Origin of the sequence: Bradyrhizobium sp. 482_C4_N1_8 (assembly GCF_052075965.1) — a bacterium.
Lineage (GTDB): Bacteria > Pseudomonadota > Alphaproteobacteria > Rhizobiales > Xanthobacteraceae > Bradyrhizobium > Bradyrhizobium barranii.
In genome coordinates this window covers 3,439,930-3,464,035 of the sequence record NZ_CP197231.1, presented here as the reverse complement: position 1 = coordinate 3,464,035, position 24,106 = coordinate 3,439,930, and the positions used below count along the sequence as shown (strand labels likewise).

25 protein-coding genes are annotated in these 24,106 nt (G+C 64.7%); 15 read left to right on the top strand and 10 right to left on the bottom strand.

Features of this window, described 5'->3' with window-relative positions; all coding sequences use genetic code 11:
* The first annotated feature begins 21 nt into the window (after positions 1-21).
* From AB7Z56_RS16170 to AB7Z56_RS16155, 4 genes are all read left to right on the top strand, one after another.
* Positions 22-1,527 carry a M81 family metallopeptidase gene (locus tag AB7Z56_RS16170; RefSeq protein ID WP_354124467.1) on the top strand — a complete coding sequence of 502 codons (1,506 nt, stop codon included), beginning with the start codon at positions 22-24 and terminating at the stop codon, positions 1,525-1,527.
* A gap of 13 nt (positions 1,528-1,540) precedes the next feature.
* Complete coding sequence (locus tag AB7Z56_RS16165) at positions 1,541-2,704, top strand: M20 aminoacylase family protein (protein WP_247309496.1); 1,164 nt, start codon at positions 1,541-1,543, stop codon at positions 2,702-2,704.
* Between the two features lie 2 nt (positions 2,705-2,706).
* Positions 2,707-4,128 (top strand): amidase, encoded by a 1,422-nt coding sequence (locus tag AB7Z56_RS16160; protein WP_441256361.1) that lies wholly within the window; start codon positions 2,707-2,709, stop codon positions 4,126-4,128.
* 138 nt (positions 4,129-4,266) lie between these two features.
* Complete coding sequence (locus AB7Z56_RS16155) at positions 4,267-5,157, top strand: crotonase/enoyl-CoA hydratase family protein (protein WP_354124468.1); 891 nt, start codon at positions 4,267-4,269, stop codon at positions 5,155-5,157.
* Between the two features lie 107 nt (positions 5,158-5,264).
* Here AB7Z56_RS16155 and AB7Z56_RS16150 read toward each other — a convergent pair whose 3' ends face one another.
* From AB7Z56_RS16150 to AB7Z56_RS16140, 3 genes are all read right to left on the bottom strand, one after another.
* Positions 5,265-6,242: an NADPH:quinone oxidoreductase family protein gene (locus tag AB7Z56_RS16150; protein WP_354124469.1), complete on the bottom strand. Its 978-nt coding sequence runs from the start codon at positions 6,240-6,242 to the stop codon at positions 5,265-5,267.
* Positions 6,242-6,850 carry a 2-hydroxychromene-2-carboxylate isomerase gene (locus tag AB7Z56_RS16145; protein WP_283016945.1) on the bottom strand — a complete coding sequence of 203 codons (609 nt, stop codon included), beginning with the start codon at positions 6,848-6,850 and terminating at the stop codon, positions 6,242-6,244. Before AB7Z56_RS16145 ends, AB7Z56_RS16150 begins: the two co-directional genes overlap by 1 nt.
* 171 nt (positions 6,851-7,021) lie before the next feature.
* Positions 7,022-7,723, bottom strand: coding sequence for a glutathione S-transferase N-terminal domain-containing protein (locus AB7Z56_RS16140; RefSeq protein ID WP_441256360.1), 702 nt, complete (start codon positions 7,721-7,723; stop codon positions 7,022-7,024).
* Positions 7,724-7,833: 110 nt separating this feature from the next.
* Between AB7Z56_RS16140 and AB7Z56_RS16135 the strand changes: the two genes are divergently transcribed.
* Entirely contained in the window at positions 7,834-8,856 is a 1,023-nt protein-coding gene (locus AB7Z56_RS16135; protein ID WP_283016947.1) for a methionine synthase, read from the top strand.
* Positions 8,856-9,086 carry a hypothetical protein gene (locus tag AB7Z56_RS16130; protein ID WP_283016948.1) on the top strand — a complete coding sequence of 77 codons (231 nt, stop codon included), beginning with the start codon at positions 8,856-8,858 and terminating at the stop codon, positions 9,084-9,086. The genes AB7Z56_RS16135 and AB7Z56_RS16130 overlap by 1 nt, the downstream gene beginning before the upstream one ends.
* Positions 9,087-9,125: 39 nt before the next feature.
* Here the strand turns inward: AB7Z56_RS16130 and AB7Z56_RS16125 are convergent, their stop codons facing one another.
* The 3 genes from AB7Z56_RS16125 to AB7Z56_RS16115 form a co-directional block, all read right to left on the bottom strand.
* On the bottom strand, positions 9,126-9,746 hold the full coding sequence (locus tag AB7Z56_RS16125) for a hypothetical protein (protein ID WP_208087546.1): 621 nt from the start codon (positions 9,744-9,746) through the stop codon (positions 9,126-9,128).
* An 86-nt stretch (positions 9,747-9,832) separates the two neighbouring features.
* Complete coding sequence (gpt, locus tag AB7Z56_RS16120) at positions 9,833-10,360, bottom strand: xanthine phosphoribosyltransferase (RefSeq protein ID WP_028150009.1); 528 nt, start codon at positions 10,358-10,360, stop codon at positions 9,833-9,835.
* A gap of 38 nt (positions 10,361-10,398) precedes the next feature.
* On the bottom strand, positions 10,399-11,136 hold the full coding sequence (locus tag AB7Z56_RS16115; protein ID WP_166091725.1) for a competence/damage-inducible protein A: 738 nt from the start codon (positions 11,134-11,136) through the stop codon (positions 10,399-10,401).
* A 277-nt stretch (positions 11,137-11,413) separates the two neighbouring features.
* Between AB7Z56_RS16115 and AB7Z56_RS16110 the strand changes: the two genes are divergently transcribed.
* The 7 genes from AB7Z56_RS16110 to AB7Z56_RS16080 all read left to right on the top strand — a co-directional run bounded on the left by AB7Z56_RS16110 (position 11,414) and on the right by AB7Z56_RS16080 (position 18,276).
* Positions 11,414-12,832: a circularly permuted type 2 ATP-grasp protein gene (locus tag AB7Z56_RS16110; RefSeq protein WP_283016949.1), complete on the top strand. Its 1,419-nt coding sequence runs from the start codon at positions 11,414-11,416 to the stop codon at positions 12,830-12,832.
* 4 nt (positions 12,833-12,836) lie between these two features.
* Complete coding sequence (locus AB7Z56_RS16105; protein ID WP_441256359.1) at positions 12,837-13,781, top strand: alpha-E domain-containing protein; 945 nt, start codon at positions 12,837-12,839, stop codon at positions 13,779-13,781.
* 169 nt (positions 13,782-13,950) lie between these two features.
* Positions 13,951-14,799 carry a transglutaminase family protein gene (locus AB7Z56_RS16100; RefSeq protein WP_354124471.1) on the top strand — a complete coding sequence of 283 codons (849 nt, stop codon included), beginning with the start codon at positions 13,951-13,953 and terminating at the stop codon, positions 14,797-14,799.
* Positions 14,800-14,982: 183 nt separating this feature from the next.
* A complete protein-coding gene (locus AB7Z56_RS16095) occupies positions 14,983-16,149 on the top strand; it encodes a flavin-dependent monooxygenase (protein WP_441256358.1) in 1,167 nt (388 codons plus the stop codon).
* A 54-nt stretch (positions 16,150-16,203) separates the two neighbouring features.
* Entirely contained in the window at positions 16,204-16,611 is a 408-nt protein-coding gene (locus tag AB7Z56_RS16090) for a carboxymuconolactone decarboxylase family protein (RefSeq protein WP_283016952.1), read from the top strand.
* 114 nt (positions 16,612-16,725) lie between these two features.
* Positions 16,726-17,484, top strand: a complete 759-nt coding sequence (locus AB7Z56_RS16085) for a proteasome-type protease (RefSeq protein ID WP_247309476.1) — start codon at positions 16,726-16,728, stop codon at positions 17,482-17,484.
* Between the two features lie 33 nt (positions 17,485-17,517).
* Complete coding sequence (locus AB7Z56_RS16080) at positions 17,518-18,276, top strand: SDR family oxidoreductase (RefSeq protein WP_028150002.1); 759 nt, start codon at positions 17,518-17,520, stop codon at positions 18,274-18,276.
* On the opposite strand, the gene AB7Z56_RS16075 is transcribed toward AB7Z56_RS16080, so the two are convergent.
* Both AB7Z56_RS16075 and AB7Z56_RS16070 read right to left on the bottom strand, forming a co-directional pair.
* Positions 18,273-19,538 (bottom strand): hypothetical protein, encoded by a 1,266-nt coding sequence (locus tag AB7Z56_RS16075; RefSeq protein ID WP_441256357.1) that lies wholly within the window; start codon positions 19,536-19,538, stop codon positions 18,273-18,275. The two genes, AB7Z56_RS16080 and AB7Z56_RS16075, sit on opposite strands and share 4 nt — an antisense overlap.
* Positions 19,539-19,642: 104 nt before the next feature.
* Complete coding sequence (locus AB7Z56_RS16070; RefSeq protein WP_354124474.1) at positions 19,643-20,881, bottom strand: MFS transporter; 1,239 nt, start codon at positions 20,879-20,881, stop codon at positions 19,643-19,645.
* Between the two features lie 160 nt (positions 20,882-21,041).
* On the opposite strand from AB7Z56_RS16070, the gene AB7Z56_RS16065 reads away from it, so the two are divergent.
* Positions 21,042-22,292, top strand: coding sequence for a NupC/NupG family nucleoside CNT transporter (locus AB7Z56_RS16065; protein WP_354124475.1), 1,251 nt, complete (start codon positions 21,042-21,044; stop codon positions 22,290-22,292).
* A gap of 133 nt (positions 22,293-22,425) precedes the next feature.
* Here AB7Z56_RS16065 and AB7Z56_RS16060 read toward each other — a convergent pair whose 3' ends face one another.
* On the bottom strand, positions 22,426-22,965 hold the full coding sequence (locus AB7Z56_RS16060) for a cupin domain-containing protein (RefSeq protein ID WP_354124476.1): 540 nt from the start codon (positions 22,963-22,965) through the stop codon (positions 22,426-22,428).
* 160 nt (positions 22,966-23,125) lie between these two features.
* The gene (locus tag AB7Z56_RS16055) at positions 23,126-23,413 is read right to left on the bottom strand and encodes an usg protein (RefSeq protein ID WP_014494242.1); all 288 of its coding nucleotides are present in this window, start codon (positions 23,411-23,413) and stop codon (positions 23,126-23,128) included.
* Between the two features lie 378 nt (positions 23,414-23,791).
* Between AB7Z56_RS16055 and AB7Z56_RS16050 the strand changes: the two genes are divergently transcribed.
* Positions 23,792-24,106 carry a co-chaperone GroES gene (locus tag AB7Z56_RS16050; RefSeq protein ID WP_008139213.1) on the top strand — a complete coding sequence of 105 codons (315 nt, stop codon included), beginning with the start codon at positions 23,792-23,794 and terminating at the stop codon, positions 24,104-24,106.

Here is a 24,106-nt window from a genome sequence, read left to right as displayed (position 1 = left end):
TCAAACGCTGGACCAGAATTAATGACACGTATCGCCGTCGGCGGCTTCCTGCACGAGACCAACACGTTCGCCCCGACGAAGGCGACTTTCGCGGACTTCCAGCATGGCGGCGGCTGGCCGGCCATGACGGAAGGCGCCGACGTATTGAAGGTGATGCGCCGCATCAATGTCGGCCTCGCCGGCTTCGTCGACAGCGCCGAAGCGAATGGCTGGAACCTCATTCCGACGATCGCCTGCGGCGCAAGTCCGTCGGCGCATGTCACCAGGGACGCCTTCGAGCGTATCGTGAAGGTGATGGTCGACGGTATCGCCGCCGCCGGTCCGCTCGATGCGGTCTATCTCGATCTGCATGGCGCGATGGTGACCGAGCATCTCGACGACGGCGAAGGCGAGATTTTGGCGCGCGTGCGCCGCGTCATCGGCAAGGACGTTCCGCTCGTTGCCAGCCTCGACCTGCACGCCAACGTCACGCCCGCGATGATGGAACACGCGGACGCGCTGATCGCCTACCGCACCTATCCGCATGTCGACATGGCCGAGACCGGCCGCGCCTCCGCAAGGCACCTCGCCCTGCTGCTGCAGACCAGGCAGCGCTTTGCAAAGTCGTTTCGCCAATTGCCGTTCTTGATCGCGATCAGCTGGCAATGCACCAATGACTTTCCCACCAAGGGCATCTACGAAAAACTGGCGGCGCTGGAGAGCGACGCCGTTCCGACGCTGTCCTTCGCGCCCGGCTTCCCCGCCGCCGACTTCCGCGACTGCGGCCCGAGCGTGTTCGCCTATGGCAAGACGCAGGCCGATGCCGACCGCGCGGCCGATGCGATCGTCAAACTGATCGAAAGCCACGAGGACGATTTCGACGGCAAGATCTGGTCGCCCGACGACGGCGTGCGCCATGCGATGGAACTCGCCAAGGGCGCGAGCAAGCCGATCATCATCGCCGACACCCAGGACAATCCGGGCGCCGGCGGCGATTCCGACACCACCGGCATGCTGCGCGCGCTGGTACGCAACAAGGCGAGCGCCGCGACCGGCGCGATCTACGACCCGATCTCGGCCAAGGCCGCGCATGAGGCCGGCGTCGGCGCCACCGTGACGCTGTCGCTCGGCGGCAAATCCGGCATTCCCGGTGACGAGCCCTATCGCGAGACCTTCACCGTCGAAAAGCTCTCCGACGGACGCTTCATCGCGCCCGGCCCCTACTACGGTGGCCGCGAGATGGAGATGGGTCCCTCCGCGTGCCTGCGCATCGGTGACGTCCGCGTCGTCGTCTCCTCGCACAAGGCACAGCTCGCCGATCAGGCGATGTACCGCTATGTCGGCATCGAGCCGACCGCGCAGAAGATTCTGGTCAACAAGAGCTCGGTGCACTTCCGCGCCGATTTCGAGCCGATCGCGGAAAAGCTGATGATCTGCGCCGCGCCCGGCGCGATGCCGGCCGACACAGCCACCCTGCCCTGGACGCGCCTGCGGCCGGGCATCCGCATCAAGCCGAACGGCCCCGTTTTCACGCCCCCATCACGCTAACCGGACAGGACACATGCCCACGATCGACCGCATCGACGGCTATGCCGACGAACTCACTGCTATCAGGCGCGACCTCCACGCCCATCCCGAGATCGGCTTCGAGGAAGTGCGCACCTCCGGCATCGTCGCCGACAAGCTGAAGAGCTGGGGCATCGAGGTGCACCGCGGTCTCGGCGGCACCGGCGTGATCGGCGTCATCAAGGGCAAGGGTTCGGGCAGCAAGCGCATCGGGCTTCGTGCCGACATGGACGCGCTGCCGATGGAAGAGAACACCAATCTGAAATGGAGTTCGAAAATCCCCGGCCGCTTCCACGGCTGCGGCCATGACGGCCACACCACCATGCTGCTCGGCACCGCGCGCTACCTCGCCGAGACCAAAAATTTCGACGGCACCGTGCACCTGATCTTCCAGCCGGCCGAGGAAGGCCTTGGTGGCGCTCGCGCGATGATCAAGGACGGCCTGTTCGAGAAGTTTCCCTGCGACGAGCTCTACGGCCTACACAACGCGCCCGACCTCAACCTCGGCGAAATCGCGATCCTGCCCGGCCCCGCGATGGCCAGCGCCGACTTCTTCGACCTGCGCATCACCGGCTACGGCGCGCATGGCGCGATGCCCGAACGCTCCAAGGACGCGGTGATCATCGCGACCACGCTGGCGCAGGCGATCCAGACCATCGTCAGCCGCAACGTCGAGCCGCTGCAGGCCGCCGTCATCTCGATCACGCAGATTCACGCCGGTTCGGCCTACAACGTCATCCCTGGCGAGGCCCATCTCTGCGGCACCATCCGCACCTTCTCGGATGAAGTCCGCGCCCTGATCGCCGAACGCATCCGCACGATCTGCGCCGGCATCGCATCCGCATATCAGTGCGTGATCGAAGCCGACATCCGCGACACCTTCGGCGTGCTGGTCAACCAGGTCGAGCAGTCCAAGGTGGTCGAGGAGGTCGCGCGCACCGTCGTCAACCCCGCCAACGTGATCACCCGCGCCCAGCCGAAGATGGGCAGCGAGGATTTCGCCGACATGCTGCAAACCATTCCCGGTGCCTACTTCTGGATCGGCCACGACGGCTCGGTGCCCGTGCACAATCCCGGCTTCGTGCTCGACGACAAGATCCTGCCGATCGGCGCCAGCATGTTCGCCCGGATCATCGAAACGCGCATGCCGGTAGGTTAGCAATGCACAAGAAGAGCGTCGAAGAGGCCGTCACCTCGCTGCACGATCTCTCCGCGGTTGATCTGATCGCGGGCTATCGCGCCAAGCAGTTCTCGCCGAGCGAGGTGCTGGAGGACGTGCTTGCGCACGTCGCTGCGTGGGAACCGCACCTCAAGGCGCTCTTCGCGTTCGACCCCGACAGCGCGCGCGAGGCCGCGAAGGCCTCGACCGCGCGCTGGAGCGGGGGCGAACCTTCCGGCGCGCTCGACGGCGCGCCTGTCACGGTAAAGGACAACATCGCGACCAAGGGCGTGCCGGTGCCGCTCGGCGCTGCGAGCGTGAAGCTCGTGCCGGCCGAGAAGGACGCCCCGCCCGCTGCGCGCCTGCGCGAGGCCGGTGCGATCATCTTCGCAAAAACCACCATGCCCGATTACGGCATGCTGTCCTCGGGACTCTCCAGCTTCCATGCGCTGGCGCGCAATCCCTGGGACCTCTCCAAGAATCCCGGCGGCTCCAGCGCGGGCGCCGGCGCCGCGGCTGCGGCTGGCTACGGCCCCTTGCATCTCGGCACCGATATCGGCGGCTCGGTCCGCCTGCCTGCGGGCTGGTGCGGTCTCGTCGGCCTGAAACCGAGTTTTGGCCGCGTGCCGATCGACCCGACCTATGTCGGCCGTGTCGCCGGTCCCATGACCCGCACGGTCGACGATTGCGCGCTGATGATGAGCGTGATTGCAAAGCCCGACCGGCGCGACGGCATGAGCCTGCCCGCCGAGCCGCTCAACTGGAAGGGACTGGAGAAATCCCCGCGCAAACTGCGCATCGGCCTGATGCTCGATGCCGGCGTCGGCCTGCCGGCAGAAAGGCCGGTCCGCGATGTCGCGGTGAAAGCCGCAAAGGCGTTCGAATCCGCAGGGAGCGTCGTCACCGAGGTCGACGGCATTTTGACCCGCGAGATGCTCGACGGCCTCGACAATTTCTGGCGCGCGCGGATGTGGGACGATCTGGCCAAGCTGACGCCGTCCGAACAGGCAAAGGTGCTGCCCTACATCTTCAAATGGGGCGCATCCGGCGCAAAGCTCTCGGGTGTGGATGTCATCCGCGGATTCAACCAGACCATGGCGATCCGCGCGGCTGCGTCAAAGCTGTTCTGCGAGCTCGACTACGTGATCTCGCCGACCGCGCCGAACGTGAACTATGCGGCGGAATGGGCCTCGCCCACCAACGATCCGATGCGGCCGTTCGAGCACATCTGCTATACCGTGCCGTGGAATATGTCGGAGAACCCCGCCGTCTCCATCAATGGCGGCTTCGACGCCAACGGCTTTCCCATCGGTGTGCAGATCGTCGGCCGCCGCTTCGACGATATCGGCGTGCTCGGCATGGCCAAGGCGTTCGAGGGCTTGCGCAGCGCACAGAAGCCCTGGCCGAGCCCGCCGGCAAAGTAAGCATTCCGTCATGGCCGGGCTTGTCCCGGCCATCCACGTTCTTGTACTGCTCGCATGCCCAGTCCGCGCAAGACGGACAACGGCGACCATGCGTCTCGTCTCATTGAGATCGCACTTAAGATGAGGAAGGAAACCACCATGGCGTATGAGACGATCAAATACGAGATCGCCGAGCAGATTCTCACCATCACGCTGAACCGGCCCGACAAGCTCAACGCCTTCAACGCGCAGATGCAGGCCGAGTTGATCGACGCGTTCGACGCCGCCGACAAGGACGACGACGTCCGCGCCATCATCGTCACCGGCGCCGGCCGCGGTTTTTGCGCAGGCGCCGATCTTTCCTCGGGCGCTGATACCTTCGATCGCGATGCGCGGCGCGGCCCGGTCAAGCGCTTCGCGGACGGCAAGGTCGATTACAGCGATCCGCAGGTGCGCGACGGCGGCGGCCAGGTGACCTTGCGCATCTTCAAGTGCCTGAAGCCCGTCATCGCCGCCGTGAACGGCCCTGCCGTCGGCATCGGCGTCACCATGCAACTGGCGATGGACATCCGCATCGCCTCGGATGCCGCGCGCTTCGGCTTCGTGTTCTCCCAGCGCGGCATCGTGCCGGAGGCCGCCTCGAGCTGGTTCCTGCCGCGCATCGTCGGCATCTCGCAGGCGCTGGAATGGTGCTATTCCGGCCGCGTCTTCCCGGCCCAGGAAGCGCTCGCGGGGCGTCTCGTCAGCAAGGTCGTAGCCCCCGATGATCTGCTGCCGACCGCCCGCGCGCTGGCCAAGGAATTCGCCGCCAAGACCGCGCCGGTGTCGGTCGCGCTGATCCGCCAGATGATGTGGCGCATGATGGGCGCCGACGATCCCATGGAAGCCCACAAGGTCGACAGCCGTGGCATCTACACGCGCGGCCGCTCGGACGACGTTAGGGAAGGCGTGGTGTCGTTCCTGGAGAAGCGTCCGGCGCAGTTCAAGAACAAGGTGTCGAGCGATATGCCGGACTATTTCCCGTGGTGGAGCGAGCGGGAGTACAAGTAAGAGGGATCGTAGGGTGGGCAAAGGCGCTCTTGCGCCGTGCCCACCATCTATCAGCAATCGAAACCAGAATGGTGGGCACGCTTCGCTTTGCCCACCCTACGGCACCGTCAATCCATCACCAGCGCCACCCGCCCGATCGCCTTGCGGTCGATCAACAGCCGCATCGCTTTAGCATAATCCTGCAGCGGCAAACGGTGCGAGACGTTGGGGCGCAGCTTGCCTTCTTCCGCCCATTGCAGCAGCGCCTTCAGGCGCACCTCGCCGAGCGCGGGATTCTTCCGTACGGCCTCACCCGCACGCACGCCGAGCACGCTCGCGCCCTTGATCAGCAGCAGGTTGGTCTTCGCCGAGCCGATGCCACCGGTAAAGCCGATCACCAGCAGCCGCGCGCCCCAGGCAATGCAGCGCATCGAGTTCTCGAACACCTCGCCGCCGACGGGATCGAACACGACGTCGGCGCCACGACCGTCTGTGATGCGCTTGATGGCATCGCGAAACGGCTCGCGATCGTAGCGCACGAGATGGTCGGCGCCGCGCGATTTCGCTATCGCAAGCTTCTCGTCGCTGGAGGCGGTCGCGATCACGGTCGCGCCGAGCATCTTGCCGATCTCGACTGCGGCAAGCCCCACGCCACCGCCGGCGCCATGCACCAGCAACACCTCGCCCGGCATGACCCGGCCGCGATCGATCAGCGCGTGATAGGCGGTGCCGTGGCCGGCGAGATAGGTCGCAGCTTCCGCGTAGTCGAACGTCGACGGCATCGGCGTTAGCTGCGTCGGCATCACCACCGCTTCGTCGGTGAAGGCGCCATGACGCATCTTGACGATGACCTTGTCGCCGACGGACACGCCGCTTGCCTCTGCGCCCACCTCGGTGACGTCGCCGGCGGCCTCCATGCCGGGCGTGAAAGGCAGCTCCGGCTTGAGCTGATATTCGCCGGCCGCCATCAGCACGTCCGGAAAGTTCAATCCGGCGGCGCGGATCGCAACGCGCACCTCACCCGGTTTGACGGCGCGCGACGGAAATTCCTCGAGCCGCAACGTCTCGGGCGCGCCGAGTTCGCGGCAGACGACAGCCCGCACCATCAGGCCGCACTCGCCTTGCTGCGTTCGAGCGCCTCGCGGATCAGCGGCAGGCGGTCGTTGCCGAAGTACATGTCGGTCTTGCCCACGAAGATCGTCGGAGAGCCGAAGCCGCCGCGTGCCACGACCTCTTCCGTGTTGGCCTTGAGCTGGTCCTTGATTGCCTGCTCGGAGATGCCGGCAAAGAACTTCTGCTCGTCGACACCGACGTTCCTGCAGATCTCGGCGAGCACCGCGTCCTGCGAGATGTCCTTGTCGCCGCCCCAATAGGTCTCGAACACGGCAGTGGCGAACGGCACCATGTCTTTCCCCAGCCAGATGCAGCCGCGCATGACCTTCACGCTGTTCACCGGAAACACCGTCGGCGGCATCTTGATCGCGAGGCCGGCCGAGCGCGACCAGTCGGCGAGGTCTTTTTTCATGTAGCGCGCCTTCAGCGGCACCGGCGTCTCGCGCTGCGCGTAGACGCTCGGATTGACCGTGTTGAAGATGCCGCCGACCAGGATCGGCCGCCAGATGATCTCGGCCCCCAGCTCCTTTGCCAGCGGCTGGATGTTGTGGAAGGCGAGGTAGGTCCAGGGGCTGGAACAGTCGAAGAAGAATTCAATCATGGCGTTTCCTTTGCGTCTTGTTTGTCGTGCTCTATCCCCGTCATTGCGAGCGACTTGTCCGCCATAGCTCGAAGAGCGACGGCGGAAGCGAAGCAATCCAGAATCTTTCCGCGGAACCAGTCTGGATTGCTTCGTCGCTTCGCTCCTCGCAATGACGATGGGGCGAGCAGCCTACTTCTTTCCCAGCACTTCCTTGGCACGCTGGCCGAACATGATCTTGCGTGATTCCTCGTCGAACGGCTCCTTCACGAACTTGCCGATCGCAAGCCCCGCCTGCACCTGCGGCCGTGCGCGCACCTCGGCGTACCAGCGTTTCACGCTCGGATAGTCGTCGAGCGTAAAGCCCTGCGCCTTGTGGGTCATGGCCCAGGGGAAGCAGGCGATGTCCGCGATGGAATAGTCGCCGGCGACGTAGGCGCCGGTCTTGGCCAACTGCCGGTCGAGCACGCCATAGAGCCGCGCGGCCTCGTCGCGGTAGCGCTCAATCGCATAAGGGATCTTTTCCGCCGCATACAGCGCGAAATGGCCGTGCTGGCCGAGCATCGGCCCGAGGCCCGCCATCTGCCAAATCACCCACTGGATGGTCGTCGAGCGGCCGCGCAGATCGCTGGCCAGGAAGCGGCCGGTCTTTTCCGCGAGGTAAATCAGGATCGCACCGGTCTCGAACGCCGAGAACGGCGCACCGCCGTCGGCGGGTGCGTGGTCGACGATCGCGGGAATGCGATTGTTCGGGGAGACCGCCAGAAATTCGGGGCTGAAATGCTCGCCGGCGCGGATATTGACGGGCTTCACGTTATAGGGGAGCCCGAGTTCCTCCAGCATGATCGAGATTTTCCAGCCGTTCGGCGTCGGCGCATAATAGAGGTCGATCATCGCCCTTCCCTGTCGTCGCCAATGGAATAGAGAGCGACTTTTGTTGTTCTGTACCTTGACGTTAAGACATGGCAGGAAGGGGCGCAACACAACCTGCCGGGAGAGCCGCCATGCTGTTTCCAACCACGATCGCCGGCTCCTTGCCGAAGCCGGAATGGCTCGCCGAGCCGAACATGCTCTGGGCACCCTGGAAGTCGCAAGGCGCCGAGCTTCTCCGCGCCAAGCGCGATGCGACCATGCTCGCCGTCAAGGTCCAGGAGGATGCCGGCATCGACATCGTCACCGAGGGCGAGCAGGCCCGCCAGCATTTCGTGCACGGCTTCCTGGAGAAGATCGACGGTATCGACTTCGCCCACAAGGTCGAGATGGGCATCCGCAAGGACCGCTACAAGGCGATGGTGCCGCAAGTGGTCGCGCCGCTTCAGCTCAAGGGGCGTGTCCATGCCGACGAGGCGCGCGTGGCGCGCACGCACACAACGAAGAAGCTGAAGTTCACCCTGCCCGGCCCGATGACCATCATCGACACGATTGCGGACCGCTACTACGGTGATCGCGTCAAGATGGCCTTTGCCTTCGCCGATCTCCTCAACGAGGAAGCCAAGGCATTGCAGGCCGACGGCGTCGATCTCGTGCAGTTCGACGAGCCCGCCTTCAACGTCTACATGGACGAGGTCAACGACTGGGGCATCAAGGCGCTGGAGCGTGCCGCGCAGGGGCTGACCTGCGCCACCGCCGTGCACATCTGCTACGGCTACGGCATCAAGGCCAACACCGACTGGAAGGAGACGCTCGGCGCACAGTGGCGGCAGTACGAGCAGATCTTTCCGGCGATCGACGCGAGCCCGATCCAGCAGGTCGCGATCGAGTGCCGTAATTCCAAGGTGCCGCTCGATTTGCTGGCGCTGCTGAAAAACAAGATCGTGCAGGCCGGCGTGATCGACGTCGCCAGCGACACGGTGGAGACGGCCGAGGACGTCGTGCAGGTGATCGACGCGGTGTCGAAGTTCGTTCCCAAGAGCAACATCATCGCCACCACCAATTGCGGCATGGCGCCGATGCGGCGGGAGATCGCCGAGGCCAAGCTGATGGCGCTCGGCGCCGGTGCCGCGCTGGCGCGCGAGAAGCTGGGGTGATGGTGCTCCGAACGGCACTCGTCGTCACGGCTCTTGCGGGGATCACATTCGCTGTGCGCGCGGAGGATCGCTCCGTGCTGCTGAATTGCAAGGCCATGGTCGAGCGTGCGTCAAAGGATACGGGTACGGCAACCGAGGCCGAGCTCACCCGCTGCCGCCAGATCATGCGCGAATGGGCGCTGCGCGATGCGCGGACGACAGTGGATGAGCAGGGGCGGCCGCTGAAATAGCCACACGCTCGCTGCGTTCCCTCCCCCTTGCGGGGACGGTCAGGCGCGGTGCGCGCTGGGGTGCAATGTGACCTCATAGCCGGCGCTCATCGCGCGCAGCGTCGATGGCGGGGTCAGCAACCGCGCATCGTCAAGCTCTCGCGCGCCTTCAACATAACCCGCCGTCGACCACAGCAGCGCCCCGCCCTGCATCAGCAGAAAGCTTTCCTCGCCCTGCTGCAGCATCGCGCCGTCTGGAAGCTGGTCGAGCGGCACCAGCAGCGCATGAAGCCGCTTCTTGCCGTGATCGAGCCGCTCGTGGTGCAGCACCGTGTCGATATCGTGCATGCGGACATCACGGACGCGGTTGCCCTTCTCCCACGCAGCCCGGAAGCGATTGGCATCGTCACGGCGGCAGTAGAAGCAGGGGCGATGGCCGGCGGCGAGCGCGGTGGCCTCGTCGAGGAAGAACAGCTCGGTCCAGCTGTGCGTCGTCATCACCTCGCGACGGCGGCCGCGGAATTCGCAAACACAGGTGAGCCAGGCCGGCGACGACCACCGCTTCTTGAGCAGCGTCCTGGTCGCGGGATCATGGATGATGCCGCGATTGCCGGTGAACAGGCCACGGTGCGGCGTGGCGATGATGTCGCCGGTCGGCGTGACACGGTTTTGCAGGGGCATGGCCACCTCCACCTGTCATTGCGAGCGAAGCGAGACAATCCAGAAATGCGTCTGCGGAAATCGTCTGGCTTGCTTCGTCGCTTCCCTCACGCCGCGCCGTCGCGCAGCGGCGGGTGGTAGGACAGCGCGGTGTCCCAGGGGAAGAAGATCCAGGTGTCCTGCGAGACCTCCGTGATGAAGGTGTCGACCAGCGGGCGTCCCTTCGGCTTGGCGTAGACGGTGGCGAAATGCGCATCGGGCAGCATGTCGCGTACCAGCCTGCCGGTCTTGCCGGTGTCGACGAGGTCGTCGACGATCAGAAGCCCCTTGCCGGTGCCGCCGCCGAGCTTCATCGCCGCCTCGGACATGCCCTTGAGGACCTGGAGCTCGCCCTGCTTGTCGTGGTCGTAGCTGGCGATGCAGACCGTATCGATGATGCGGACACCGAGCTCGCGCGCCACGATCGCGGCCGGCACCAGCCCGCCGCGGGTGATCGCGATGACGGCGTGGAACGGGCCGACCTCGTTGAGCCGCCAGGTCAGCGCCCGGCAGTCGCGGTGGAACTGGTCCCACGAAACAGGAAAGGCCTTGCCGGCCCGCTCCTGCGCGCTCAGTTCCGGTGCTTCGCCAGCCATTGTTGTCTCCTGCCAATCTTCATCCGGCAGCCATTCTGCTACCGGGTGATGTTCAATCCCGCCAGCATTTCCTTCACCGCCGCCATCGCCGCTGCCAGCTTGTCCGCGTCGCGCGAGCGCACCACCAGATTGGTGTTCGGCTTCTGATCTTCGTCCATGAACGGATAGCTGCCGATGATGGTGTCGGGATGGGCGGCGGCGATCGCGCGCAGCGGGCTGCCGATGTCACCTTCGCGCGCATTGGCGCGGACCGATTCGGAGAGCATGCGCACGCCCGACTTCAGCTTGGGCGAGACGATGTCCATCATCGCCTGCATGATCGAGGGCACGCCGGCCATCACGATGACGTTGCCGATCTTGAAGCCGGGGGCGAGGATGGTCGCGCTCTGGATCAGCTCGGCGCCATCGGGGATGCGGGCCATGCGCAGGCGGGCCTCGTTGAGGTCCTGCTCGCTCCAGCGCTCGCGGAAGCGGGCGACGACCTCCGGATGGTGGTCGATGCCGACGCCGAACGCCTTGGCGACGCTGTCGGCGGTGATGTCGTCATGGGTTGGCCCGATGCCGCCGGTGGTGAAGACATAGGCGTAGCGATGCCGCAGTGCATCCAACGCCGCGATGATGTCGTCCTCGTCGTCGGAGACGACCCGGACTTCCTTCAGGTCGATGCCGATATTGGTCAGGTATTCGGCGATGAAGCCGATATTCTTGTCCTTGGTGCGGCCGGACAGGATTTCATCCCCGATGACCAGAATGCCCGCCGTGACGATGTCGCTCATACCTTAAGTCCCTCACCTGTCGGCCCGACTTTGCCGAGGTAACGCGTTGAAGTCACGCGGTTTTGCTGCCGAAATAAGCAGTCCTCAGCCATTTTTTGAGGCACCCTCCCGGCTGTCCCCGGCAAATGCCACAACTCCATGCTTATCGCGCTGGCCCAGCCCTTGCTACCTCCTCAGAGTCATGCACTCTTGCCGCATGGCCAGGACGTTGCGGTCTTCACCAAGGCCTGACGACCTGTCGAATGGCGCAACGCCTTGCGGAGACAAGTCGGGATCTATGGCAGTCGCGTTTGATGAAATGAACATTCCCGGCGGGGACCTTCGCCCCGCCTATCAGGAGCTGGCGCGCTGGCTCAAGGAGACGCCTCCCGAGGCGCTCGAATATCGCCGCCAGGAGGCCGAGCTCCTGTTCCGCCGCATCGGCATCACCTTTGCCGTCTATGGCGATTCCGAATCCACCGAGCGACTGATCCCCTTCGACGTGATCCCGCGAATCATGTCCGGCAAGGAATGGGCGCTGCTGGAGAAGGGCCTGAAGCAGCGCGTGCGCGCGCTCAACATGTTCCTGCGCGACATCTATCATGGCCGCGACATCCTGCGCGCCGAGATCGTGCCCGACGACCTGATCTTCCAGAACCCGGTGTTCCGCCCCGAGATGAACGGCCAGCAGGTGCCGCACGACGTCTACGTGCACATCGCCGGCATCGACATCGTCCGGGTCGATGCCGAGGACTTCATCGTGCTGGAGGACAATGCCCGTACCCCGTCGGGTGTGTCCTACATGCTGGAAAACCGCGAGATCATGATGCGGTTGTTTCCGGACCTGTTCGCCCGCCACAGGGTGGCGCCAGTCGAACGCTATCCGGACGAGCTGCTTTCCGCCCTGCGTTCGGTGGCGCCGCAAGGCGCCTCCGGTGAGCCGACCGTCGCCCTGCTCACGCCCGGCGTCTACAACTCCGCCTACTACGAGCACTCCTTCCTTGCCGACAAGCTCGGCATCGAACTGGTCGAAGGCCGCGACCTCATCGTCAAGAACAACGAAGTGTTCATGCGGACGACCGAGGGGGTGAAGCGGATCGACGTGATCTATCGCCGCGTCGACGACGATTTCATCGACCCCCTCACCTTCCGCCCCGACTCCGTGCTCGGCGTGCCCGGGCTGATGTCGGCCTATGCGGCCGGCAACATCACGCTCGCCAACGCAGTCGGCACCGGCATCGCCGACGACAAGGCGATCTACTCCTACATGCCGGACATCGTGAAATTCTATCTCGGCGAGGAGCCGATCCTGAAGAACGTGCCGACCTGGCGCTGCCGCGAGCCGAAGGACCTTGCCTATGTGCTCGACAATCTCGGCGAGCTCGTCGTCAAGGAAGTCCACGGCTCCGGCGGCTACGGCATGCTGATCGGCCCTGCCGCGACGAAAGCGACGATCGAGGCCTTCCGCGAAAAGCTCAAGCGCGAGCCGGAAGGTTTTATCGCGCAGCCGACGCTGGCGCTCTCGACCTCCCCGACCTGTACGGCAAGCGGCCTCGCGCCACGCCACGTTGACCTGCGCCCCTTCGTGCTCACCGGCAGCAAGAGCACCACGATCGTGCCCGGCGGGCTGACACGGGTCGCGCTCAAGGAAGGCTCCCTGGTGGTGAATTCGAGCCAGGGCGGCGGCACCAAAGACACCTGGATCCTGGACGAGTAGTCAGATGCTGTCGCGTACCGCCGAAAACCTCTACTGGCTCGCCCGCTATGTCGAACGGGCCGAGTATCTCGCGCGCACCATCGATGCGACGCTACGCGTCACTGCGCTTCCCGCCGCCTATATCGGCAAGACCAATGAATGGGACTCGGCGCTTCTCACCGCCGGCGTCGCCGCGAGCTTCTATCAGCAATATGAAGTCGCCAACGAGCACAACGTCGTCGACTACCTCTCGTTCTCGGCAAGCAATCCATCATCGATCAGGAACTGCATCGAGGCGGCGCGGCTGAACTCGCGCTCGGTGCGCACCGCGCTCACCAGCGAGATGTGGGACACCATCAACTCGGCCTGGATCGAACTCCAGGAGGTCTGGAGCAAGGGCACCTCCACGCGCGAGGATCTCGCAAAATTCCTGCGCTTCGTGCAGGAGACTTCGCTGCGCTTCGACGGCTCGGCCTACCGGACCATGCTGCGCAACGACGCCTACTGGTTCTCGCGGATGGGCGTGCATCTGGAGCGCGCCGACAACACCGCGCGCATTCTCGACGTGAAGTACCACGTGCTGCTGCCCGAGGAGCAGCATGTCGGCGGCCCGCTCGACTTCTATCAGTGGAGTTCGATCCTGCGCTCGGTCTCGGCGCTGACGGCCTATCACTGGGTCTATCGCGAGACGCTGAAGCCGTGGCTGATTGCGGACCTGCTCATCCTCAACGATACGCTGCCGCGCTCGCTGGCAAGCTGCTACGGCAATCTCGTGCGCAACCTGGACCAGATCGGCGTCGCCTATGGCCGCCAGGGCCCCGCCCAGCGCCATGCCCGCGGCATCCGCAACCGGCTGGAACACAGCAATATGAACGACATTTTCCAGCACGGCGTGCATGAATTCATTCAGGAATTCATCACGGACAATTCCAGGCTGGGCGTAATCATCACAAAGCAGTATTTGATCTGATGTCCCCCGGCTGACGAAAACGGGATATCGTCATGGCCGGGCTTGTCCCGGCCATCCACGTTCTTGCTTTTGCGCGGCGAGGAAGATCGTGGATGCCCGGGACAAGCCCGGGCATGACGAGCTTCTTCGCAATAGGCAGCGGGTCTAACCACTAACTTCACGGTCCACCATGCGCCTGCGAATCCTGCACACCACGACCTATCGCTACGAGCCGCCGGCCACGAGCGTGATCCAGATCCTGCGCATGACGCCCGGCAGCCATGACGGGCAATATGTGGCGGAGTGGCAGATCGACGTCTCGACCGACACCAAGCTCGACACCCATGAGGACGCCTTCGGCAACGTCACCCATGTGCTGTCCTGCGGACCCGTCGGCGACATCAAGATCACCGCCGAGGGCCTGATCGAGACTCACGACACCGGCGGCGTGCTGCGCGGCGCCGACGAGCGCTTTCCGGCCGGCATGTTCTTGCGCGCCACCGACCTCACCACCGTCAATCCGGCGATGACGGCGGTCGCGCGGCAGTTGCGCAGCGAGGCCGAGAGCGACACGCTCGGCTTCCTGCACACGCTGATGACGCAAATCAGCGATCACATGACCTTCGACGAGGATCCGACCAACAGCGGCACCTCGGCGGCCGAAGCGTTCACGCTCAAGCGCGGCGTCTGCCAGGACTACGCGCATATCTTCATCGCCTGCGCCCGCAGCAGTGGCGTGCCGGCGCGCTTCGTCTCCGGCCATTTCCTGCGCTCGGACGGCACGGTGCACCAGGATGCCGGCCATGCTTGGGCAGAAGCTTACGTCGACGGTCTCGGCTGGGTCGGCTTCGATCCCGCCAACTGCATCTGCACCACCGACGCCCATGTCCGCGTTGCGATCGGGCTCGACTATCTCGGCGCAGCCCCCGTGCGCGGCACCCGCTATGGCGGCGGTGCGGAGACGCTGACGGTCGCGGTCAAGGTCGAGCAGGCCGGCCGCGGCGGGCAATCGCAGTCGCAGTCACAGCGGCAGAGCTAGGCGCGGCGGTATCTCGTCACGAGGCATCCGCGGCGCAATCACGTCGCAGCGTTACAGCTGTAATCGACGACGGCCCGCGCTGAAACCGTCCCGTAGCGCCATCTCTTCAACCTCCGTTGTGATCCGTTTCCGCAACAGAGGTTGAGACAGATGCGGCTTCACGAAAAGAACAAGAAGCATTCCGTGCCCCTGCGCGATCCCCACCAGGACATGCTTGCGGGGATCCGGGAGTTGGCTCCCGAGATCAAGGCCCGCGCCGCGGAGATCGAAGCCGCACGCCGCGTCCCGCCCGACCTCGTGGAACGGCTGCGGTCGATCGGACTCTTCCGGATGTTCGTTGCGCGGAGCCATGGCGGGCTGGAGCTGGATTTTCCGGCCGGACTGGAGGTCATCAAGGCACTGGCCCGTCTCGACGGCTCGATCGGCTGGATCGCGACTGTCGCCGGAGCCAGCAGCCTCTTCGTCGCAGCGTCACCCCCGGAATTGTACCAGCGCATCTATCAGGACGGACCCGATACGGCGATCTGCGGCTCATCCCAACCGGGTGGAACGGCAGAGCGCGTGGCCGACGGTTATCGCGTCAAAGGTCGTTGGCCGTTCGCCAGCGGTTGCACGCACGCCGACTGGATCGGCGGGTTCTGCATTGTCACCGAAAACGGCAAGCCGGTCCCCGGCCCGCAGGGCAAGCCGCTGCTTCGCGTCGTTGTGTTGCCGGCGCGCGACTGGGAGATCGAGGACACTTGGCACGCGGCGGGGCTCAAGGGCACCGGCAGCCATCACGTCACGCTGCGGGAGACGCTGGTTCCCGAGGCCAATTTCTTCGATCTCGATGCCGCCCCGCGCCAGTCGGGTCCGCTCTATCGGGCGCTGCGCCAATGGCTGCCATTGGTGCACGGCGCATTCACGGTAGGCATGGCCGAGGGCACCGTCGATGACCTGCTCGCGCTGGCGGGCACCGGAAGGCAGCAATTGTACGCGGCCGTGCCGATGCGGGAGTCCGAGATCTTCCAGTACGATCTCGGCCGGATCTCCGCCGACCTCGGGGCCGCGCAAGCGTTTCATGAGGTCCAGGCCGCCAGCCACTGGCGTCACGCGCTGGCGGGAACGCTGAACGACGAAGACCTCATGATCGAGGGGGCCCGGTCCGCGACCTGGCTCGCCACGACCTGCGTCGGCATCGCGGATGCCTGCTTTGCGCTGGCCGGCGCCAGCGCGGTCTACGACAGTTCGCCGCTGCAGCGGCGCCTGCGCGACCTTCACGTCGCAGCTCAGCACGCTCACGCGCAGCAGCGGCAATATGTCGACGTCGGCAAGCTGGCCTTGCGCCGCTCGGCCGGGCATGCCGGCTGAGTGCTCGAGCCGTGCTACACTCGCGGGATCAGACCTGACCCCGCGAGGTACCCCATGGCGACCGTAAAGCTGCTTTCGGACGACGAACTCTCCGCCGAGGCGCGCGCCGTTTTCGACGATATACGCAAGGTGCGGAAGTCGGACTTCGTCAACAATTTCTGGCGCGCGCTGGCGCATGATCCGAAGACGCTGCGGCGGACCTGGGAGAGCATCAAGGAGGTGATGGCACCCGGCGCGCTCGATCCCAAGATCAAGGAAATGCTCTATGTCGCGGTCTCGATCGCGCATGGCTGCAGCTACTGCATCCATTCGCACACCGCGGGCGCACGGGCCAAGGGCATGACCGAGGCCGAATATGGCGAGATGCTCGCCATCGTCGGCATGGCCGCGGAGACCAACCGGCTGGTCACGGCGCTCGGCGTCCCCGTCGACGAGGCGTTTCTCGTCGATGCCGCTGAATGAGCGGCAGAGACATCCGTTTCGCCGGAGAATGACGACCTCCCCCGGGGAATCGGGGGTTTCATGCCTCCCCGAAATTGGCTAGTAATTCCGCGCAAACGCGTTCGGGGACGGGAAATGACCTATTGTTGCGGAATCCTGGTTCGGGACGGTCTGGTGATGATCGCCGACACCCGAACCAATGCCGGGCTCGACAATGTCTCGACCTTCCGCAAGCTCCACATCTTCTCCAAACCCGGCGACCGCATCATGGCGATCGCCAGCGCCGGTAACCTCGCCATCAGCCAGTCGGTGCTGTCGACACTGACCGAAGGCCTGGAGGACCCCACCACGGGCGAGATCGAGACGCTGATGAACGCGCCGACCATGTTCCAGGCCGCCCAGCGCATCGGCCGGGCGATCCGGGCGGTGCACGCGACCGAAGGACCCGCGCTGAGATCCGAAGACGTCTCCTTCGACGTCTCCTTCCTGTTCGGCGGCCAGATCAAGGGCGCGCGCATGCGCCTGTTCATGGTCTACACCGCCGGCAATTTCATCGAGTGCACCACGGACACGCCCTACCTGCAGATCGGCGAGCACAAATACGGCAAGCCGGTGCTCGACCGCGCCATGCATTACGACGTCGAGCTCTACGAGGCGCTGAAGACCGGCCTGATCTCGATGGACTCGACCATGCGCTCCAATCTCGGCGTCGGCCTGCCGATCGACGTGCTAGTGGTGCGTAGCGATGCCTGCGATGCCGATCTCAACCACCGCATCGAGGCGGGCGAGCCCTATTTCCACGACCTGCGCTCGCGCTGGTCGGCGGCCTTGCGCGCGGCGCATCAGAACATTCCGCGGCCGCCCTACAAGAACGAAAAAGAACCAAAAACCTGACAGCCAACTTGAAGAGAGAAAAGGCAGGAAACGATGAGTGAAGCAAACAAGATCGCAGTGGTGACGGGCGCGGGCACTGGTGTCGGGCGCGCGGCGTCGCTGGCGTTGATGAACATCGGCTTCACCGTGGTGCTGGTCGGACGCCGGCTCGACATGCTCGAGGAGACCGCGAAGCTCGGCCCCGCGGGCAAGAGCCTGTGCGTCACCGCCGACATGACCAAGCCGGACTCCATTGCCGCGCTGTTCGACAAGGTGAAGGCGACCTACGGCCGGCTCGACGTGCTGTTCAACAATGCCGGCATGGGCGCGCCGGCGGTGAACTTCGAGGATCTCAGCCTCGAGCAGTGGCAGGCGGTGGTGAACACCAACCTCACCGGCCCGTTCCTGTGCACCCAGCACGCCTTCCGCATCATGAAGGACCAGAGCCCGCGCGGCGGCCGCATCATCAACAACGGCTCGATCTCGGCGCACGCGCCGCGGCCGTTCTCGGCGGCTTACACCTCGACCAAGCACGCCATCACGGGCCTCACCAAGGCCTCCAACCTCGACGGCCGCATGTACGACATCGCGGTCGGCCAGGTCGACATCGGCAATGCCGCGACGCCCATGACCGATCGCATGGTCAACGGCCCCGGCGTGCTGCAGCCCGACGGCACCACCAAGCACGAGCCGCGCATGGACGCCAAGGCGGTCGGCGACGCCGTCGCCTACATGGCCGGCCTGCCGCTCGATGCCAACGTGCTGACCATGACGGTGATGGCGACCAAGATGCCATTTGTCGGACGGGGTTAGCTGCTCACGCGCTGCAGGCGTTCGCGCAGGAACCGGCGCAACGCCTGCTCCGCTATTTCCGTAGAGACGGCGGCATCAAATCCAATGAGCCGGACATCCACCAGCGGATAGTCGTCGCTGCGAAACGCCAGGCCAGCTATCACGCCGAGCGGAACTCGTACGGCGGCGTCCTCGCCACGTCGCGCGGCCTGCATTTCCCCGAGCTCCTTTCGAGAGTCGAACCAGAAGAACCTGGTCATCCCCCGCAGTGTGACATCGCGCCGCGCGATGTGAACCTGCGGATTGCGACTGATCGAGCTCAGCCCGTACTCGTCAGGCAGGGGCACCACGACAAACGACGTCGCGCCGTCGGGCATCGCAGGACCTATGAAGACTTTGACGTCGTGGTAGGGAACGTCGACGCGATAGCCGGCAACGGCAATGACGGGAGTCGGCAGGACGTACAGCGCGCGCAGCGCCGGACGAACGTGGTTGTTCATGACCCGGAAGCCCGTCTGGCCGAATATGTCGGGGCTGTAGAACCACGCAAAAGCACAGGCCGCCGCGAGCGCCCCAACTTTCAGACTATGACGAGGATTGCGTTCTTCGCGACGCGCGCGATGAGCAAGCCGTAGCTGCACGGCGAGAGCCCCGAGCACACCAAGGCTTGCCGCGGTGAACGGTAGCCAGCGCGGCCCGGGCCCTAGCATCCAAGCTGACCGAATTGCTTCATAGCCGACGATCCCGATTGCCAACCAGACATACGCGCCACCCAGGTTTGCCCGAAACTCACGCTTGGAATCCGAGGCCCGCAGGGGCAAACCGAGCAGATAGCGGCTCGCGATGGTGAGCACTAACGCCAGGATCAGGCCGCAGAAAAGCGGCACGACGATGCGGACAGCCTTGAGCAGGAACGCCCCGACACTTCCCGGCTCGACCGAGCCCGCAATGCTGATCACAAGGCCGGCGATGGCGCTCGGCGTCTCACGCACCACTGTCGTGAGCAAGTCGATCGACAGCGACGATGCTGCAAAGCTCGCCAAACCCAGTATGATCAGGTCGTACCACGAAACACGCGTCCGGTGGGCAAGGTCGGCGATGAGAAAGCCAGTCAGCGCTGCTGTCGCGCAGCGCCGCACGATCAGGAAAAAGGTCTCGTCCGGAACGCCGAAGCGGGGCAGCAGGACGTTCGCGCCGGAAACCGCGTAGATGGCCGATACGAGCGGCACGGCCACCCACAACCAAAGCGGTACTTCGAACTGGCGCTGCCCGATGCGGATCATGCCGGTATGGTAGCGTTGCGCGTTTAACCCGCAGTCAATGACGGCAGAAAAAGCAGGTAGCGGCGTTAGCAATCCGGAAACGATCTCGCCGCAGCCAGGAGCCCCTACTCCAAGCTCTCCACCTGCCGTAGCGCCGGAAACAGCTTCATCCACAGCAGCGCGACCGCGACGGTGCAGACGCCGCCGAGCACGGCCGCAGGCATGGCGCCGAGCAGCGCGGCTGCGACGCCGCTCTCGAACTGGCCGAGCTGGTTGGAGGCGTTGATGAAGAGGAAGTTCACCGCGCCGACCCGGCCACGCATCTCGTCGGGGGTTGAGAGCTGTACCAGCGAGAAGCGGATCACGACGCTGATCGTGTCGGCTGCGCCGAGAACCGCGAGCGATAACACCGACAGCCACATCCACGACGACAGCGCGAACACGACCGTGGCGACGCCGAACACGATCACGGCCTGGAACATGCGCAGGCCTACATGCCGCGAGATGGCGTGACGCGCCAGCACCATGGTCATCAGCAGCGCACCGATCGCGGGCGCGGCGCGCAAGATCCCGAGCCCCATCGGGCCGGTCTGGAGGATGTCGCGGGCATAGATCGGCAACAGCGCGGTGACGCCGCCGAACAGCACGGCAAACAGATCGAGCGAGATGGTGCCGAGGATCGCCGGGTTGCTGCGGATGAAACGGACGCCGGCGAAGATGTTGTCGGCGTCCGTCCCCTCCTTGGAGACCGCCTGCGGGCGCGGCCGGATGAAGCCGGTCAAAATCATCCCGAGAATCCAGAACAGCAGCATCACGGCATAGGCAAGATGCGGCGCGACCGCATAGGCAAAGCCGCCGAGCGCCGGCCCGGTGATGGTTGCGACCTGCCCCGCGCCGCTCGCGACTGCTGTTGCGCGCTGGAGCGATCCCTGCGGCGCGATCAGCGGCAGCAGCGCAGCGGTGGTCGGGCTCTCGAAGGCGCCGGCAATGCCGAGCACGAAGGTCGCGATGAATATCTGCACCTCGCTGACCAGGCCGAGATAGGTGATGATTGCGAGATAGAGCGCGGTCGCGGCTTCCACGAGCTGGCAGAGCTGGACCACGCGCTTGCGCTCGAAACGGTCGGCGGCGTGGCCGGCGACGAACACCAGAAGCGCGGTGGGCAGGAATTGCACGAGGCCGACCATGCCGAGATCGAAGGCCGAGCCGGTGAGATCATAGATCTGCCAGCCGATCGCGACCGCCGCGATCTGGCTGGAAAAGCGCGACAGGCTGCGCGAGAGCAGGAAGAACAGGAAGGCGCGGTGGGCAAGGAGCGCGCGGGCACTGACCGGCGGACTGGCTGATATTGGCTGCTCTGGCATCGCCTCTTGGGTCACGCTGGACCGTCCGCCCCCTGATGTCGACGTGCCCCCGCGTGACTGAGGCGCACCTGCTTGTCAACAGCGGGAGGCTCAGGTCAACCTCCCGGCATTGCGTTTGCAACGCGGGCGCGGCCATAATCATTGGGGGTTTGGGGACACCATGCTGCGCTTGCAATCGGCACTCGGCATTTTCGCATTGCTGTTGATCGCTTTCGCGTTGGCAGAGAATCGGCGCGCCGTATCGCTGCGGCAGGCGGCGATTGGCCTCGTCGCGACCTTCGTCACCGCCGCCGTCCTCCTGAAAGTGCCCGTCGTCGCACGGGCTTTTGGGGCGATCAACGACGCGGTCGGAGCGATCTCGGCGGCCTCGCGCGCCGGCTCCTCCTTCGTGTTCGGCTATGTCGGGGGCGGTCCCCTGCCCTTCGATCTGAAGGTGCCGGGCGCCGATTTCATCCTGGCGTTCCAGGCGCTGCCGATCGTGCTGGTCATGAGCGTGCTGACGACGCTGTTGTTCTATTGGCGCGTGCTGCCGCCAATCGTGCGCGGCATGGCCTGGCTGCTGGAGCGGACGCTGGGCGTCGGCGGCGCGGTCGGGCTCTCGACCGCGGCCAACATCTTCCTCGGCATGGTCGAGGCACCGCTGTTCGTGCGGCCGTATCTGGCGCAGATGACGCGCAGCGAATTGTTCCTGGTGATGACCGGCGGCATGGCCGGCATCGCCGGCACTGTGCTGGTGCTCTATGCGACGCTGCTGGCGCCGCTCATTCCCGATGCCGCCGCGCATTTCGTCATCGCCTCCGTGCTGGGTGCACCCGCCGCGATCCTCGTCAGCCTGATCATGGTGCCGGAGACGTCAGACAAGCGCACCGGCGGCGCGCTGGAGGATCCCGAGATGGATGTCTCCGGCCCGATGGATGCGATCGTGAAGGGGACGAGCGCGGGGATCGAACTGCTGATCAACATCGTCGCCATGCTGCTGGTGCTGGTGGCGCTGGTCTATCTCGTCAATGCCGTCCTCGGCCTGCTGCCTAATATCGGCGGCGCCGCGATCTCGTTGCAGCGGCTGCTGGGCCTCGTGATGGCGCCGGTGTGCTGGCTGATGGGATTGCCCTGGGACCAGGCGGTGACCGCCGGCAGCCTGATGGGCACCAAGACCGTGCTCAACGAGCTGATCGCCTATGTCGACTTCTCAAAACTGCCGCCCGATACGCTCGATCCGCGCTCGCGCTTGATCATGCTCTACGCAATGTGCGGCTTCGCCAATTTCGCCAGCCTCGGCATCATGATCGGCGGCTTAGGGGTGATGGCGCCGGAGCGGCGCGAGGAGATCAACGCGCTCGGGCTGAAATCGATCGTGTCGGGGACGCTGACGACGTGTTTGATGGGCGCGGTGGTGGGGGTGTTGAGTTAGGCTCTCTCCACCCGTCATTGCGAGCGAAGCGAAGCAATCCAGAATCTTTCCGCGGAGATAGTCTGGATTGCTTCGTCGCAAGGGCTCCTCGCAATGACGAGCGGAGAGACGTGCGCGCCCTTCCCGACTGCGTCTAGGCCTTCAACTCCACCGTCCTGAACTCCGCCGGCAGGATCACCTCCAGCAGCTCCACGTCATCCGAATAATCCAGGATCATGTGCTTGATTTTCGGCGGCTGGGTCCAGGCGCTGCCTTCCTTCATCAAGGTCTCGCCCTGGCCGTCCATGTAGGTCTTCACCCAGCCCTTGAGCACGTAGACCATCTGGAATTCGACGTCGTGGAAGTGCAGCTTCGACACCTCGTTCGGATCGCAGGGTCCTTGCAGGCGGATCACGTGGGCTTGCGCGAGGCCGTGGCTGGCTTCGGCGATGCCGAGGTCGCGATACTTAGCGTAGACGCGCAGGCCGTCGGCCTTGAAGTCTTCCTCGCGGTGATGGCTGATGGCGATGCGCTGCTTGGGACGGGCGGGCTTTTTCGGAGCGGCCTTCGCCGGTGTCGTGCGCGCCTTTGCCTTCACCGCCTTGCGCGCCGAGGATCGTGCCACGGCCTTGGCTCCGCTCTGCTTCTTCACCGCGGCCTGGGCTGCACTGCGCGATTTTGTTTTCTTGGCCATGGGCCGCCTCCCTGTTGTTATAGGCGGAGGCTAGCACAGAACGAGATATCGTAGGGTGGGCAAAGCGAAAGCGTGCCCACCATTGCCAGATGCAATCGTGGAGAGATGGTGGGCACGGCGCGAGCGCGCCTTTGCCCACCCTACGATGCCGGCGCGCTGTTCAATGCAGCCGGAACACGCCATCCACGGCGCGCAGCTCGGCCGGCTTGATCAGCTTGGAATGCGCGACGGTCACCGAATGGAGCGGACCGTCGAGCTTCTCCTGCCAGAACGCCAGGAAATCCTTCAGCGCCGGAAATTTCGGAAACATGTCGTAGTTCTGCCAGACGTAGGTCTGGAGAAGCGAGGGATGATCGGGCATCCGATAGAGAATTTGCGCCGTCGTCAGCCCGTAACCCAAAAGCTGTTTCCGGAAATCTTCGGAAACGCCCCCACTCCGCAAGCCCATGCCAACCTCCTTTGCAGGAGCGCATTCAAGGGGCGGCTTGGTCGGTGTGCGCCTTACGAGCCACCCGGTACTGATGCGCTCACATGAGAGAAATGTGACGCAAACTGACAATCCATCTCAAGCCTAAAAGTTTAACAAGCTGTTGAAATTCAATGCTTTAGCAGCAGAGGCGGCTCCGTGCTAATACGGTCACCGGGCGGGTTAACGATGGTAAAGAGATTCTGGCACCCGGGCCTTCAGAGTGCCGATTTTTCTGCTAGAAGCCCTTGCCCCCGCAAAATTCCTGTCCTATTTCAGCCTCGCCTGTGCTAGCACTCGCTGGCACAGACTGCTAACGCCAAAAAATTCCCATACCGTGCAACTACTTAGGAGGACTGCATGAAATTCCGTCCGCTTCACGACCGCGTCGTGGTCAAGCGTATCGACGCAGAAGAGAAGACCGCCGGCGGCATCATCATTCCCGACACTGCCAAGGAAAAGCCCTCGCAGGGCGAAGTCGTCGCCGTCGGCCCCGGTGGCCGCGACGAAGCTGGCAAGCTGATCCCGATCGACCTGAAGGTCGGCGACCGCGTGCTGTTCGGCAAGTGGTCCGGCACCGAGGTCAAGATCGACAACGTCGACCTGCTGATCATGAAGGAAAGCGACATCATGGGCGTCCTCGACGTCCCCGCTTCCAAGAAGAAGGCGGCCTAA